The organism is Helicobacter rappini (assembly GCF_900198625.1).
Classification (GTDB): domain Bacteria; phylum Campylobacterota; class Campylobacteria; order Campylobacterales; family Helicobacteraceae; genus Helicobacter_A; species Helicobacter_A rappini.
This window is the reverse complement of record NZ_FZPK01000006.1, coordinates 87,123-103,287: the sequence shown is the minus strand read 5'-3', so window position 1 is coordinate 103,287 and position 16,165 is coordinate 87,123. Positions and strand designations below refer to the sequence as shown.

Annotated in this window: 14 protein-coding genes and 1 pseudogene; 3 read left to right on the top strand and 12 right to left on the bottom strand. The window is 35.2% G+C overall.

The window, feature by feature from the left end; all coding sequences use genetic code 11:
• Window positions 1-96: 96 nt before the first annotated feature.
• From C6H17_RS02110 to C6H17_RS02055, 11 genes and pseudogenes are all read right to left on the bottom strand, one after another.
• Window positions 97-399, bottom strand: a complete 303-nt coding sequence (locus C6H17_RS02110) for a hypothetical protein (protein WP_020995565.1) — start codon at window positions 397-399, stop codon at window positions 97-99.
• Window positions 400-596: 197 nt separating this feature from the next.
• The gene (locus C6H17_RS12070) at window positions 597-734 is read right to left on the bottom strand and encodes a hypothetical protein (RefSeq protein ID WP_020995531.1); all 138 of its coding nucleotides are present in this window, start codon (window positions 732-734) and stop codon (window positions 597-599) included.
• A gap of 14 nt (window positions 735-748) precedes the next feature.
• Window positions 749-1,984, bottom strand: coding sequence for a hypothetical protein (locus tag C6H17_RS12410; protein WP_005219219.1), 1,236 nt, complete (start codon window positions 1,982-1,984; stop codon window positions 749-751).
• A gap of 208 nt (window positions 1,985-2,192) precedes the next feature.
• Window positions 2,193-3,995, bottom strand: a complete 1,803-nt coding sequence (typA, locus tag C6H17_RS02090) for a translational GTPase TypA (RefSeq protein ID WP_005219221.1) — start codon at window positions 3,993-3,995, stop codon at window positions 2,193-2,195.
• A gap of 307 nt (window positions 3,996-4,302) precedes the next feature.
• Entirely contained in the window at window positions 4,303-4,749 is a 447-nt protein-coding gene (locus C6H17_RS02085) for a hypothetical protein (RefSeq protein ID WP_005219223.1), read from the bottom strand.
• Between the two features lie 316 nt (window positions 4,750-5,065).
• A pseudogene (locus C6H17_RS02080) lies at window positions 5,066-5,680 on the bottom strand (trimeric intracellular cation channel family protein); the annotation flags it as partial.
• A gap of 18 nt (window positions 5,681-5,698) precedes the next feature.
• The gene (locus C6H17_RS02075; protein WP_020995532.1) at window positions 5,699-7,285 is read right to left on the bottom strand and encodes a methyl-accepting chemotaxis protein; all 1,587 of its coding nucleotides are present in this window, start codon (window positions 7,283-7,285) and stop codon (window positions 5,699-5,701) included.
• 21 nt (window positions 7,286-7,306) lie between these two features.
• Window positions 7,307-7,780 carry a lipopolysaccharide transport periplasmic protein LptA gene (lptA, locus tag C6H17_RS02070; protein ID WP_005219230.1) on the bottom strand — a complete coding sequence of 158 codons (474 nt, stop codon included), beginning with the start codon at window positions 7,778-7,780 and terminating at the stop codon, window positions 7,307-7,309.
• 9 nt (window positions 7,781-7,789) lie between these two features.
• On the bottom strand, window positions 7,790-8,389 hold the full coding sequence (locus C6H17_RS02065; protein ID WP_020995533.1) for a hypothetical protein: 600 nt from the start codon (window positions 8,387-8,389) through the stop codon (window positions 7,790-7,792).
• A gap of 53 nt (window positions 8,390-8,442) precedes the next feature.
• Entirely contained in the window at window positions 8,443-9,573 is a 1,131-nt protein-coding gene (gene queA / locus C6H17_RS02060; RefSeq protein ID WP_005219234.1) for a tRNA preQ1(34) S-adenosylmethionine ribosyltransferase-isomerase QueA, read from the bottom strand.
• Window positions 9,574-9,870: 297 nt separating this feature from the next.
• The gene (locus C6H17_RS02055) at window positions 9,871-10,209 is read right to left on the bottom strand and encodes a hypothetical protein (RefSeq protein WP_004083875.1); all 339 of its coding nucleotides are present in this window, start codon (window positions 10,207-10,209) and stop codon (window positions 9,871-9,873) included.
• A 57-nt stretch (window positions 10,210-10,266) separates the two neighbouring features.
• Here C6H17_RS02055 and uvrB point away from each other — a divergent pair, with 57 nt between their 5' ends.
• Both uvrB and C6H17_RS02045 read left to right on the top strand, forming a co-directional pair.
• Window positions 10,267-12,249 (top strand): excinuclease ABC subunit UvrB, encoded by a 1,983-nt coding sequence (gene uvrB, locus C6H17_RS02050; RefSeq protein WP_005219236.1) that lies wholly within the window; start codon window positions 10,267-10,269, stop codon window positions 12,247-12,249.
• 279 nt (window positions 12,250-12,528) lie between these two features.
• Window positions 12,529-13,599, top strand: coding sequence for an LptF/LptG family permease (locus tag C6H17_RS02045; RefSeq protein WP_005219238.1), 1,071 nt, complete (start codon window positions 12,529-12,531; stop codon window positions 13,597-13,599).
• 153 nt (window positions 13,600-13,752) lie between these two features.
• On the opposite strand, the gene mraY is transcribed toward C6H17_RS02045, so the two are convergent.
• A complete protein-coding gene (gene mraY, locus C6H17_RS02040) occupies window positions 13,753-14,811 on the bottom strand; it encodes a phospho-N-acetylmuramoyl-pentapeptide-transferase (protein WP_005219240.1) in 1,059 nt (352 codons plus the stop codon).
• 214 nt (window positions 14,812-15,025) lie between these two features.
• Here mraY and C6H17_RS02035 point away from each other — a divergent pair, with 214 nt between their 5' ends.
• Window positions 15,026-16,090 (top strand): glycosyltransferase family 2 protein, encoded by a 1,065-nt coding sequence (locus tag C6H17_RS02035; protein ID WP_020995534.1) that lies wholly within the window; start codon window positions 15,026-15,028, stop codon window positions 16,088-16,090.
• The last annotated feature ends 75 nt before the right edge of the window (window positions 16,091-16,165 follow it).

Here is a 16,165-nt window from a genome sequence, read left to right as displayed (position 1 = left end):
CTTTAATAATAATTAAAAAACACTTTTTAATCTCTGCCTTGCGTAGCAAGGCAACTATAACAAACAATTCATTTACGCCGATTTTTTAGCGTGGGCTTACCACTTAACAAGCCCTTGTTTATGGTCGAGTCCGACTCGGTGCTTCTCGTTGGCGTTCTTAATAATCGCATGTTTTAGCCCTGTTTCACGCATTAAGATTAAAGCGGTTTGCTCGGCTTCGGTTAGATTCTTGGTTGCTGTTTCCACGCTTCCTACACTAACAAGCGTATATAATACCCCCTGTTCTTGTTGAAGTAGTGTAACTTCGTAAAATTCTGTTATAGGCTCTTGTAAGCTGTCAATAACTCGCAAGACTCCGCCCTTTGCTCTCTCTAGTGTTTTGATGTGTTGTTGTAGCATGTTATTCCCCTTTCTTGTTGTCTAACAATATGCAATTTTTAGCATTTATGCACTTTTCAAAATAGCATGTCATAGGCTCTTGTTCTTTTACATGTTTTAGCAAGGCTTGTATGTCATTATGCTTTTTAAAGCTTTTGTGGTTTGATATAAAGCTAATTTTATTTGCTTCTATTGTTCCAAACTCTACTAACTCGCCTTTAAAACTGCTTTGGCATAAAAACACACATAAGGCGGATTTTAAGCCCGTTATGTTCCTTTTGATAAAGTTTGTCTAAATCAGAGTTTATTAACTCACAATATTCATATTTCACACGATTACGATTAAAACCAAACATTTTCTATCCTTTCTCTAAGCTACTTTCTTAGCTTTTCTGTTAAAAAATCTATTTCTATGTGTAGGCTTAAATACCCAATTATAACCACGCTCAATGCTTTGATTTACGCAATTTATGACACTTATTCCTTTTTGCTCTAACTCATTAAATACAAAGCATAAACGCTTTAAACTAAACTCATTCATTGCCCTGCCTTTTTCTTTTCTGTAATTCATAAATTGCAATAACAAATTTCTGTGTTTTGTTGATACATGTTCTATAACTTCTTGTTCTTTTTCTTGCAAAGTTGTTTCTACACAATTCCATAATCTTTCTAAGCATTGCATACCTACACTATCATCATTATCATCGCAAATCCACAAGCAATTATTCTCTTTGCTATACGCTATCATGCTTTGTAAATCTTTCTTTTGTGCTACTAGCTTTTCTACATGGCAAACAAAAGTCTTTTGATTCTGTGGAATTAGAAACATACCTGTTCTTGCAAGTGAAATACTAAAGCTTCTTAACGCTTCTAATTCACTTGCACTCATTTTTTCTTTGAGTGATTGTTGTATTGTTTGTATTTCAGTTTGTATTTGTGTGTCTTGTTTATTTTGCAGTAAGTTTTGTAGTTGATTGATTTCTATTTCCTGCAAAACATTTTCATTCATGCCTTTTTCTACTTGCTTAGTCCTACACCAATTCAACAAATCAACAAACCTTTCTGTTTGTTGCATTTGTTGATGATTGCGAATGCAATCTCTTATATTTCCTTTATGTGTGTTTGATACACACATAAAGTTATTATTTGTATTATATGGTATAGGAAGTGTAACATTATGAGACACTTTTGTAACATTTTGCGACAGATTATCAAGCATTTTTTCATGCTTATTGAAGTCATCTGTTTTAGCATTTTTGTCATATTTATCTGCTTGTTTTGATTTATTGTTGTGTGCTTTTTTAAAACATGTAAATTTTGTTTCTTTATAAAGCTCTGTTACTTCTATGCCTTTGCTATCTTTAAATATTAGATTTTTATCGACAAGCTTTTTTATACAACGATAAAAATGTTGTCTGCTTATTTGTAAAATTTCTACAAACTGACTGATATTTAATGATATAGCACCATACGCCTTATTGAAATAAGATATATGGTCTAAGATGATTGCTTCAGTTTTTGTAATGCCGAGAATTGATAACAACTCAAAATCAATGATAAAATTCTTTTTAGCAATATTGTGTATGTGTTGCCGAGAAAACACCATTTTTACCTCTTTTCCATGTTAAAACATGTTAATTTATGTGGTAAAATGTGGCAATGTGGGACACATGTGTGGCAAAATGCCTTAATTTATGTGTGTGAAACTGCCTATTTTACGGCATTAAAAAAAATGTATGGATTCTAAAAACTTATTCATCACTCACTCCTTTATTGAAATTAACTCAATACAAAAGCAAGACTAGACATAAGCCCTACTTCGCCTTTGCCCGCTTACGCATATTTGGCTCTAGAATCTTCTTACGGATTCTAATATTTTGCGGTGTTACCTCTAAAATCTCATCATCTTCTATCCACTCTAATGCTCGCTCCAAAGTCAGTTCTCGCGGTGGCACAAGCTTAATGGCATCATCACTCCCACTTGCACGCATATTTGTCAAATGCTTTGCCTTAATGGGATTCACATCTAAATCATTATCGCGGCTATGCTCACCTATTACCATACCGATATACACTTTGGTTTGCGGGGCTACAAATAGCACACCCCGCTCCTGTATATTAAAGAGTGAGAATCCTGTCGCCTCGCCATTTTCCATAGAGATTAACGCACCATTTTTACGCGATTCTACCCCACCGCTAAATGCCCTAAACTCTAAAAAGCTATGATTCATTACACCTTCACCCTTTGTATCTGTCAAAAACTCGCTACGATAGCCTATAAGCCCCCTTGCTGGAATCTCAAACTCTAGCCTTGTGTAGCCATCACTCATAGGATTCATAGCTTTCATTTCTGCCTTTCTCTTGCCAAGCTTCTCAATAATCGCCCCGCTAAAATCCTGCGGTGTATCAATGACTAAATGCTCAAAAGGCTCAGTTTTCACGCCATTTTCTTCTTTGACAATCACTTCGGGGCGTGAGATACTAAACTCAAAGCCTTCACGCCTTAGATTCTCCGCTAAAATGGTAATTTGCAGCTCACCTCTACCGCTTACCTTAAATTTCCCTTCCCCCATCTCTTCACATCGCATAGCAATGTTTGTTTGCATTTCTTTTAATAGTCTATCTTTGATTTTATTTGCTGTTACGTGTTTGCCCTCTAATCCCGCCAAAGGACTATCATTTACCGCAAAATACACGCTCATTGTCGGTTCTTCTAAGTGCATAGGATCAAGTGGCATAGGATTATTAGGACATACAATAGAATCTCCCACATCAACCGCGTTAAATCCAGCAATGGCTACAATATCCCCTGCTTCAGCAGATTCTATCTCTGTCCTTGCTAGTCCCATAAAGCCGATGAGTTTGCTTATACGCCCTGTCTCTTTCTCGCCATCGCTTTTTGCAAGCATTACATTTTCACCCTTTTTCACGCGTCCATTAAACACCCGCGCAATGCCAATTTTGCCTACATAGTTATCATAATCAAGTGTGAAAACCTGCATTTGCAGTGGATTATCCGCACTTCCGCTAGGCAGCGGCACATACTCTAAAATCGCTTCAAACAATGGCTCTAGATTCTTCTTTTCATCATTTAAATCTTTGATCGCATAGCCATCACGCGCAGCCGCATAAATCACGGGAAAGTCAAGCTGAGAATCTGTGGCGTCCATTGATACAAATAAATCAAACACTTCATCTACCACGCGATCAGGCTCTGCGGCAGGTTTATCAATCTTATTCACCACTACAATGGGGCGGATTCCAAAGCTAAGGGCTTTTTTGACGACAAATTTCGTTTGAGGCATAACGCCTTCTTGTGCATCTACAAGCAACAAAACGCCATCCACCATTTTTAGCACACGCTCTACTTCCCCGCCAAAATCGGCGTGTCCGGGCGTGTCAATGATATTTATCTTTGTGCCTTTGTAGTTTATGGCTGTATTTTTTGAAAGAATTGTAATGCCCCTTTCTCGCTCTAAATCGTTAGAATCCATTACGCGTTCATCGACTTGCTCTCTCTCGCCAAATGTCCCAGACTGACTTAAAAGCCCATCTACTAGTGTAGTTTTGCCGTGATCCACGTGTGCTATCACAGCGATATTTCGTATATTTTGCATTGTGTATCCTTATGTGTAATTAAAATTAAAGCTAAAATACAATAAATCACTGATTATGACATAGTTATATTAAGATTTGTTAAAGTGAAGTGAGAATGTGCTTTGAGTATGGAAACTTATTTTATTGTATGTATATCTTTAAAAAAGATTTTCATGTTAATGCTGTGTTTAATGCTAGAAAAACTTGGGGTTTTGCGTTATTGTATGAAAGAGTATGCATTAACTCCCATATTTAGAATCTGTGTGATATCTAGAATCTAAATTATAGCGAATGAGGGGGTTAGAATGAGTGATTAGCGTATGGAACTTACTCTACTGGGCACACATAACCACCAGAACATGCATTGGGACTGCTTATAGCATCAGATGGACCACTCTTCGATAAAGCCTTGCCGTTTGTGCATTTACCTGAAACAAACTTGTCATTAGTGTATTTTATCGTAGCAACTAGTTTTGTATTTACAAAAAGCTGTGCTTCACCCTCTTTTTTACCATTGACATAAGGCACCTTTGACTCTCCCATCCATGCACCCTCACAATATAGCATGGAATCTTCAACAACGCCATGTATCTTTCCGTTTTTATAGGGAGTGTTTGTATAGGATTCTTCACCCTCAATCATCTCTATACACCCACTCATTTTATCCTGTTTGGTCTCACATACTTTTAGCTCTTCACCATACGCAATACTTGCTATACATAATGTAGCTATACTACCAACTAAAGCCTTTTTAATCAGTCCAAGAGATTTCATCTGCTGCCTTTCAATTTGAAATATGATTCTTACATAGAATCTCTGGTGATTCTACAAAAAAAACAAAAATCAAGTTTTTTAGGACATTTATCGTAAAAGTAGAATAAATATAATTGATTCATTATAGATTCTGTATTTTAGTGTTATTTTAAAATAGTTTTATAGAATCTAGACTTTAGCTTCTTTGCCTAGTTAAATGAAATTCTATCTACTCTTTTTTAGAATCTTTTGTATTCTTAGATTCTGTAAAATCTTTAGAATCTAGAGAATCTTTTTTATAAGATTGTCTTGTGTCTTTTTGCTTATCATGTGGCAATTTTGTCTCATCAAATGAAAAGACTGGCAAGCTAAGCTCATAATGCAAAGCAATCACACGAAATGAAAAACCAAAAATTAGCGTAATAATAACGGCAATATCATTAGGAATAGGCGTATAAAAATAAAGGCAGTAATACAGAATACATGCAACAATAGATACACTTGCATAGAGTTCTTTTTGAAAGACGAGCGGTATTTTATTACACAAAATATCGCGTAAGATTCCACCAGAAATGCCCGTTACAACCCCAGCGATGACACAAATCACAAAGCCAAAGCCATGCTCTGCTGCCTTATCTACGCCGATAATGCTAAAGGCGATTAAGCCTACTGCATCAAGCAATAAGAAAAGGCGACTAAGGTTAGCAAAAAAGTATGGGATACGAGTTGTAAGCATGCTAAAAAAGCATAGCATGATGACATATTCAGGGTGTTTTACCCAAGTCATAGGGTGCATATTGAGTAAAATATCGCGTATCGTCCCACCGCCAATAGCCGTTACTAAGGATATAAGCAAAACGCCAAAGAGATCCATTTTATACCTACCAGCTGCTAATGCCCCTGTGATAGATTCTGAAACGATTGCTATAATATAGAGTATTTGCAATATCATGTGTTATTCTCTTAACTTTTAAGTCTTAAACTTTGAGATAGAATCTTCTAGCAATTGTGCTTTTTGTGTCATTTCATTTACGACATCGTGGATATTATGCCCTACTGCTTGCGTGCTTTCACTATGCGACATCATATCATTCATCATGGTGTTTAAATCGCTTGTGCTTTGCACGATGGCATTATTTATCTCTTTTAGTTTCAATGAATTGTCTTTTGTGATTTTTAGCTTATCTTTTGTATCGTTTGCATGTATGATTAAAGGCTCTGTGGTATCTGTGATAGTTCGCATAGAATCTGCTACTGCAATGATTGTATGCTGCATGTCGTTTATACTTTGTGTTACAAGATTTACATTACTGCTAATCTCACCGAGTGATTTTCTCGTGCGTTCTGCTAGTTGCTTTACCTCATCTGCTACGACAGCAAAGCTTCTGCCATGCTCTCCAGCCCTTGCTGCCTCTATTGCTGCATTCAATGCTAATACATTTGTTTGATCGGAAATATCATTAATGATAGATATAACTTCTCTAATGTGGTTCGCATGTGTGGTTAAGTCATCGACATGGGCTACAACGCTTTCTTGATTTCTCGCTAGTTCTGTAATGAGATTTATAGAATCTTGAAGTTTTGTAGTGAATTCCACTAAAGTCGCTTCTGTATCATCAATATCATGGATTGTATGGCTTGTGGTTTGCTCCACAATATCTAGCTGTTTGCCTACTTCATGTGTAAGGATATTGACTTTATCTACAAGCACAAATTGCTTATCCGCATTTTTTGACAAAGTTTCAGCGATTTCTGAAAGCATAAGGCATGTTGTAGTATTCTCTTCACTCACACCTTTGCTGAGTGATATAGTATTTTGTATCGTTTCTATAAAGCGATTTACATAGGTTGAGGTAATGCCCACTTCATCTTGACTTTTAATGGCGATTCGCTTTGTCAAATCACCGCTTCCACCTTCTGTTAGATCCTTTGCCATATCTCTTAGATTATTCAGCGGTTTTACCAACTCTCTCTCAAAAAAGACATATAATCCAACAAGGGCAAAAATCCCAGCACCAACCATTGTAAGAAGCAAGTAGGTCTGTGTTTCATCGATTTGGTCATACATACTACCTAAAGATATATTAAGATCTAAGACGCCAAGCACATCGCCTTGTTTTACATTTGCATGGCACTCAAGGCAGCTTTCATTGGCAATAAGGGGCTTTTTAAGAGTAAAGCTACCCTTATGTGTGCCACTATCAAGATATTGCTCCTTTGTGCTAAATATCTTTTCTATATCAGCGGGAATGCTTTTAGAATCTCTTTCTCCCCATATTTCATCAATGCTTTTTGCCCGATATATTGAGATAGATTCTATCCCTTCAATCTTACTTGCTTCTTCAATACCTGCATCCATAACTTCTCGCACACCGATATTCATACCCATGCGTATAGTTTGAAATACAGAATCTCCAATCATCTGTGCGATTTCTTTCCCCTCTTTTGCTGCCATTTTATTAAAACCATTTGCAATGGTTAAATAAAGCCCACCAAAACCACATACAATAAAAATAAAAAGAGTAAAAAGCACTTTAGAGCGAAAAGTCTTTAGCATAATATCTCCCACTTACTAATTTTATTCATCATCTTTATCAAGCGTAAAGGTAACTCTTGCTGGGGCTTTCTTTTTGCCTACAATATTGGCATAATCCCCACTACCAGATAGCACTATCTCATCGCCTTTTAATACATTTGGCTTACCTATCTCTTCTACAAAGGCATTATCATACAGCCTGTATTCATTTTGCTTTACTTGATATACAAGTCTATTTGATTTACCTTTTAGCTCTCTTTTATCTGTTGTGATAATGCTAAATCTTACATTACCTATGGCTTCATATTTTAAAGGCTTTCTTGCCTTATCCGTATAGACTATGACTTTATCAGCAAAGAGTCTATCACTCCCTTTTTTAATATCTACATTACCTGTAATAGTCGTTACATTCCCAACGCTTTGAAAGTTCTGTGCCACAATGTCAATCACATCGGGTTTTGCTGCATACATAAGATTTAACGCAAAAATACATAGAATCATATAGTATCTTTTCATTTCTATCCTTTATCTTATAAGTGTTGTTTTAATGTTTTTTGCTTTGATAATATCTGTTTCTTTATCATAGAATATGTTTTCCCCATTTGTTGTCATATCTGTATCTTCTATGAAAAATTTCCCTTTTCCTATGAATACTTCTGTTAGCGTATTATATACACCTTTTTCTGAAAAAAACTTTCTATCTGGACTTTTTGTATAATTGATTCCATTTACAAAGTCGTATTCATCACCTTTATGCCAGACTTCCTGTCCCTCTAGTGTCTCTGTGCTTAAATCCTCATTAAAGCGACTGCCAAAAAAGTCAATATATACTTCCTTATCTTTATATTGCATACCCCTACTTGCTTTTACAATCATATCGACATGCTCTGCATTAAAGCGATGCAGGGTAAAGTCAAACATCTCAAGCTTTGGAATCTCTTCTGCATAATCATATTGAACGCCTTTTTGTTTAAAAAGTAGCAAGGAAGCAAAGCTAAACAATAAAAGGGCAATAAAAAATACAAGAATATAATCTATATTATGTAAAAATATCTTAAACTTTATATATTTCTTGAGTATGAAAATACGCCATTTTGTAAGCTCTTTGCCCCGCATAAAAGCCATATTCTAACCTTTGTAAATATCTTAAAATTCTAATAAGCAAATATTATACACAATTAAATAATAAGCATACCATCGCCATAGGAATAGAATCTGTATTTATTTGCTATTGCTTCTTCATAGATTCTAAGTGTTTCTTTTCTACCGATAATGCTACTTACAAGCATTAATAAACTTGATTTTGGTAAATGAAAATTTGTAAGCAAAGCTTTTACTTTTTTAGGTGGATTAAATGGGTTTAGAAATATCGCATTCTCACCCATAATATCACTTTCTATCTGTGCTACATTCTCTCTTATAAGCCATTCTACACTACGCATAGCAGTCGTGCCAACACATAGAATCTTTTTAGATTCTAGAATCTTTTGTGCTTCTTTTTTTGCGATTATGCAAGATTCTGTGTGTATTTTATGATTTAATATATTTTCACAAGTTATAGGTTTAAAAGTGCCTGCCCCAACATGCAGGGTTACAAACGCATGATTATAGTTTTCTTTTAAATATTTAAACATAGATTCTGAAAAATGCAAACTTGCAGTGGGTGCTGCTACTGAACCTTCATTTCTAGCAAAAATGCTTTGATAATCTTTAGAATCTTTTTCTGTGCTTTCTCGTTTCATATAAGGTGGTAAGGGGATATTGCCACATGTTTGCAACAGGGATAAAACTTTTTCTTGTGATAGTTTTTCTGCATGATTTTGTAGTAAGTTTTGCTTTAATGCTGAGATGTCTTTTAAGGTAAAAAAAGAGACTATTTTATATCCATCATCTTTTATATCTACTACTTGTATAAATACATTTGTATTGTTATATTGCAATGTAAATATATCATGTAATTTTGCCTTACCTTTTATTTGGACTAGATGAAGATTATTAGAAAGGTGTTTATGATAGAATATTTCTCTTTTTGTTGGGAGTATTGAGTCATTTAGAATCTGTGTTTTATGAAGAGATTCCAAAGAGAGTTTATTTGCAAAAAGTCTTGCATTTATCACCCTTGTATCATTTAACACGATGAGATAATCTTTTGGGATATAGTTAAATAACTCATAAAATGTTGTATGTGTTATTTTACCATTATGATAGATTAAGAGCTTAGCATTTTCTTTTGGTTTGATAGGCTCTGTTGCAATCAAATCATTTGGTAATGTAAAATCATAACTTGATAAATCTAAATCTTTTGACATGGGTTTAATTCCATATAGTTTTCTTAATGTGTTTTGGATTCTATATTGTTAGCTTGGCTATTACCTAAATTTGGTGATATCGCCTTAAAAACCTGCTTGAAAATATTTTAACCTATTGCCTATCTTTTTGCATAAGATTTCAACCTAGTAAATAATCGTATCCTACAATTCACAACTTATTCAAATAGCTGGAATCTAAACTCTTTTCTATTTGTTTAACAACAGGATTTTTAGCTACATTCTGTGTAGATTCTATATTTGTGCTATATTGATTCACAGATATTTGATATTCCGCTATTATTCTTGCGTTCTGCTTAGTGTTGTTACAAATTGCTCTAAAAGCCTTTTGCTTTCATTAATCTCTTCTCGCATTCTATAAATCTCTATATCTTTTTCTTCGCCTTGAGCTTTCAAGGTGCTAATCTCTAAGCCCATTTGTGAGATTTTCTCTTCTTTTTCTAGTAGTTTAAATTCTAAATCTTCGATTTTTTTATTATGCTTTGTTTCAAGTAGCTGCTTTACTTCATGGACTAATGGTAGTAAGCCTACGCCTTCTTTTTGCTGCGTGGTGTTAGATGCTGTGCTAGATTCTGTATTCTGCGTATTTTCGCTGTAATTATTGTGATGATTTTGCATGACTTCTCCTTAAGGCAATAAAGTTTCTGTATAATTGTAGCTAAAAAAGGTGTAATGATGAAAACAAATCTATTTAATTTAACCTCAAACTACAAACCAGCAGGCGACCAGCCACAAGCTATAAATTTCCTATGCAAACAGATTAATAATAATGAAAAATATAATACTTTAATAGGCGTTACAGGCAGCGGTAAGACCTTTAGCATGGCAAATATTATACAAAATCTCAACATGCCAACACTTATCATGAGTCATAATAAGACCTTATGCGCTCAGCTTTATAGCGAGTTTAAAAGCTTTTTTCCACATAATCATGTCGAATATTTTATCAGCCATTTTGACTACTATCAGCCAGAAGCCTACATTCCGCGTAGAGATCTATTTATAGAAAAAGATAGTTCTATTAATGATGAGTTAGAGAGGCTGCGTTTATCGGCTACGACTTCACTTCTTGCCTATGATGATGTGATAGTTATAGCCAGTGTATCAGCAAACTATGGTTTAGGAAATCCTAGTGAATACCTTACCATGATAGAAAAGCTAGAAGTCTCTAAAACCTATCAGCAAAAAAGGCTTTTAACAAAGCTTGTAGAAATGGGCTATACGCGTAATGAAACAAGCTTTGAGCGTGGCTCTTTTCGCGTTAAAGGTGAGGTGGTGGATATCTTCCCGGCTTATAATGAAGTGGAGTTTATACGCATTGAGTTTTTTGGCGATGAGATTGAGAGAATTGCGGTATTAGAATCACTTGATAACACTTTGGTAAAAGAGCTAGATTCTTATGTGCTTTATGCGGCAAATCAATTTATTGTTGGAGAAAATCGATTAAAAAATGCCATTGTAGAGATAGAGCAGGAATTGCAAGAGCGATTGAAATTCTATGAAAGTGAAAATCGAATGCTTGAGTATGAAAGGCTAAAATCACGCACAGAATTTGACCTTGAGATGATAAAAGAAAATGGCATTTGCAAAGGTATTGAAAACTATGCGAGACATTTAACAGGGAAGAAACCGGGTGAAACACCTTTTTCACTACTTGATTATTTTGAATACAAAAAAAAACCCTATCTATTAATAGTTGATGAAAGCCATGTAAGCCTGCCACAATTTGGCGGTATGTATGCGGGGGATAGAAGCCGTAAGGAAGTATTGGTAGAATATGGCTTTAGACTGCCTAGTGCGCTTGATAATCGCCCATTGCAATTTGATGAGTTTATTAACAAAAAGGCTAACTTTTTATTTGTATCTGCCACACCAGCAGAGCTAGAGCTATCACTAAGCAAAGATAATGTATGTGAGCAGCTTATCCGCCCGACAGGACTGCTTGACCCAGAGTTTGAAGTAAGAGATTCTAGAATCCAAGTCAAAGATTTATTAGAAGAAATAAAAGTTTGTGTTGAGCGAAAAGAGAGGGTATTAATCACAACTTTAACCAAAAAAATGAGCGAAGAACTCGCAAAATACTACGCAAAAGAGGGCATAAAAATTGAATATTTACATAGTGAAATCGATGCGATAGAGAGAAATCACTTAATCCGCAATCTGCGTTTAGGCGTATTTGATGTATTAGTAGGGATAAATTTATTGCGGGAAGGGCTTGACTTACCAGAGGTTAGCCTTGTAGCGATTATGGACGCAGATAAAGAGGGCTTTTTGCGCAGTGAAACAAGCCTTATACAAACAATGGGGCGGGCTGCTAGAAATGTAAATGGCAAGGTGATTCTATACGCAGAAAAAATCACAAAATCCATGCGTAAAGCTATGGATACAACGACTTATAGACGCAAAAAACAAGAAGAATTTAATAAAAAACATGGAATCATTCCAACTTCAGTAAGCCGCAATGTAGAAGAGGAATTAAGACTAGAAGATAGCACAAAAGTCTATGATAAAATGAGTAAGAAAAACAAAATCCCAGCAAAAGAAAAAGAAAATCTTATCAAAGACTTAAAAATAAAAATGCTTGAAGCAAGCAAACGACTTGACTTTGAAGCGGCAATACAACTAAGAGATGAAATCGCTAGATTACGAAGTTTGTGATGATTTGTTTTATGTGTTTGTCCTAGTGAATGTTTTTATTTGGAAAGGAAACATATTTTATAATGAATGATCATAAGGGTGATTTTAGAATCCTAATCCACATAGGTAAATACAAGGCTTGGTGTGCAAAAATAGATTTAATCTCATTTAAACACAACCCTCAAAACAGACCCTAAAGAATTTAACATACAACAAAATACCAAAAACTATAAATTACAAGCTACAATATTTGCTTACAAATAATCTATATAGAATCTCAATAAAATAGCAAGGAAATATATGTTTTTTTGGTTTGTTGCCCTAAGGTATCTAAAGCCCACGCTTGTGATTTTATGTGGACTAGAGTTTTTCTTTATCTGTGTGGATAGTCTGCAATATTTTGATGCCCTAGCCCAATCTGCTAATAATGCGATATGGTTTCTTGCATTTGATGCGATGTATGCATTTAATTATGTTTTGCCCTTAGCCCTTTTGCTTGGACTTATTGTATTCTACATTAGCCTTATTAAAAGCAATCAGTATGTAGCCTTGCTATCACTTGGATACTCACGCAGGAAGATTTTTTATCCCCCTTTTCTTATTATTAATCTTGTTGTGTGTGGTTATATCGGCTTAAATGCGACTGATTTTGTATATGCGCAAGAAAGGGCAGATAATATCGTGAGTAGTAGCAATAATGCTGATGTTTCTAAAGATTTATTTATCCGCTATAACACTGATTATGTGTTTTTTGAGAAAGTATATCCGCTCTTACAAAAGGCTGAAAATATACAAATCTATCACACAGAATACAAAGATTCTAGGAAGCTTGTAAGTATAACTCGTGCAAAAGAAGGCTATTTTCATAATGATGAATGGAAGCTTTTAAACCCGCAGGTTTCAATATTGCCCACTAGCTATGACTTAGGCGATAAGGGCATGATAACCACAGGGCATGATTCCACAACTACACTAAAGGGCTTTAAACCAAAAGTGCTTGATACATTTTACAAAAACAAACCTGCCATATCCATTACTGACGCATTTTATTCATTACAAATTCTCATGCAAGAAGGAGCAGATACGGCACGCACAAGAGGTGTGCTTTATACCCTTGCTGTTACGCCATTTTTTATCAGTATGCTTTGTGTTATCATTGCATATTATGCCCCGCCACTTGCACGATATGGGAATCTTGCTATGCTTGGAGTGAGCCTTAGCGTGCTATCTTTGATGGTATGGGGTGTGTTTTTCTCACTTGGTAAATTAAACGCTAATGCTGTTTTTATACCAGAATTCAGTATGCTTGTACCACTTGGAATATTATTGGTTGTTAGTATTGTTTATTACCGCAAGTTAGATGAGATATAATCTTGTAATTTACAAAAAAAATATTTTTTGGCAAAAATACCAAAGATTGTATGCTAGGGGGGACTCCATGATTTAATGCGCATGGTTTTCATTATTCTTAAGTAGCCATAACTCCATATTGTTTGGAATCTGATAAAGCAAAAAGTTTCCAGCCTATCTAATCTTTAAGGTAATGAGTGCGATCAAGTTTGACAAAATAGCAATAATCCAAAATCGCACGATGATTTTATTTTCCGCCCAGCCTTTTGCTTCAAAATGATGATGGATTGGTGCCATTAAAAAGATTCTTTTTTGTCGCAATTTATAGCTGCCAATTTGCAAAATCACAGAAATAGTCTCAATCACAAAGATAGACCCCATAAGGATTAATAGAATCTCATTCTTTGACACAATGGCACAATATGCGATAAAGCCACCCAAAGCTAAACTCCCACTATCGCCCATAAAGACTTGTGCGGGATGGCAGTTATACCACAAAAAGCCAAAGAGTGCACCTATCATTGCAAGACTTAATACCACGACTTCACCAGAATCTATGATATGGGGCCAAAGCAGATATTTTGCCATCTCGACATTGCCGCCGACATACACAAATACACTCAACGACGCAAGCGCACAAATGCTAGGAATAGTCGCTAATCCATCGAGTCCATCGGTTACATTCACCGCATTTGTAGTCGCTAGAAATACAATCACCCAAAAAGCAATCATAAAATAAGATTCTAAAGTAATTAAGGGCTTTTTAAGTAAGGGAATGTAAAAATCCGTGCTTAAGCCAGACATATACAGCCATACACTTAAAATGAGAGCCACACAAGCTAAAAGCAAAAATTTTGCTCTTGAACTCATACCTGCATTACTCTTTGCTGAAATCTTCATATAATCATCTCTTGCACCAATAAGCATGAAAGTAATGAGACAAATAAGCCCGATTTGCACATAAGAATTACTAAGATTTGCACAAAATAGACTTGATATAACCGCAGAAAATACAAATACCAAGCCACCCATAGTCGGCGTGTCTTTCTTATTTGCATGTGCCTTTATAGATGATGAAATGGGCTGACTAGCCTTTTTTGCCTTAGCCCATGCGATAAAAAGCGGCATACAATACACACTCAACAAAAAGGCAATAAAAAAGGCTAAACCAGAGCGAAAAGTAATGTATTTTAATAGTGTAATATTTAAGATTCCATGCAATTCATAAAACATAAACTTCCTTAATGTGTCGATAAAAGCTAAAATGGAATTCTACTATATTACTGCGTGTTTGCGGTGTTTTCTCTTTATAAAAGATCAAATTGTTGTTCTAAAATTTTTTACATTGTAAATGGGTCGCCAATCTGATTAACAATAAATATACGAAGTTATTACTGACAATAATTTGATATAATACGCCCTATTTCATTCACATTGAGGATTTATTATGAAACTCTCGCTTGTTGTTCCTTGCTATAACGAACAAAAAAGTTTAGAATCTTTTAGCAAAGAGATTTTTAGCATTTTGGATTCTATCTCTAAAGATCACAGCAATACTACTCTCACATTTGAGTGTATTTTTGTAAATGATGGTAGCAAGGATAATACAATAGAATTGCTACTTGCCTTAAAAGCTATGCAGTCTTATTCCCCAAATGACAAAGATTTGGCAGTCCATAATGAAAACATTATAGAATCTAAGCAGTCTATAACACAAGATTCTAATCCCTATAATCTCACTATGCCGCCAAACAATTGTGAAATAAAAGTAATTGATTTTACACGCAATTTTGGCAAAGAAGCAGCTATGTATGCAGGGCTTAAAGAGAGTAGTGGGGATTGTGTTGTGATTATGGACGCTGATTTACAAGACCCACCGCTTTTATTGCCACAAATGTTTAAAAAATGGTTGCAAAATGAAGCAGATATAATCTATGCTAGACGCATTAATCGTGCAGGTGAAGGATTTATAAGATCAAGGCTTTCAGAAGGATTCTATACATTGCATAATCTTATCTCATCAGTGCATTTAGAATCTGGTGTGAGAGATTTCAGACTGCTTGATAGGCAAGTTGTAAATGCCCTGCTTTCCATGAGTGAATATCATAGATTCTCAAAGGCTATGTTTGAATGGGTGGGATTTAGAAAAATTGGCTTAGAATATGAGAATATTCCGCGTCATCAAGGCAGTAGTGGTTGGAGTTTATGGAAGCTTTTTAAATATAGTGTTGAAGGCTTTATTAGCTTTAGCACCATGCCTTTGCGTATTGCTTTTATACTTGGTTTCGTGATGAGTTTATTTAGTCTTGGTTACGGCTTGTATGCTATTATTGGTGCTTTGTGTTTTGGGAATGTTGTGCGTGGTTGGACTTCGCTTGTTGCTTTAATTGTATTTATTGGTGGCATGCAGCTTATCATTCTTGGAATCATTGGTGAATATATCGCTAGGATTTATGAGCAAGTAAAAAGGCGTCCAATATACATCAAACGACATGGCAGGAAAGACTCATAGTCAAAAGATTCTCAATTGAGATATAAAAAGATTTGAAATTAATGGAGACAATTCAATGCAAAAATCAGTCGTGAA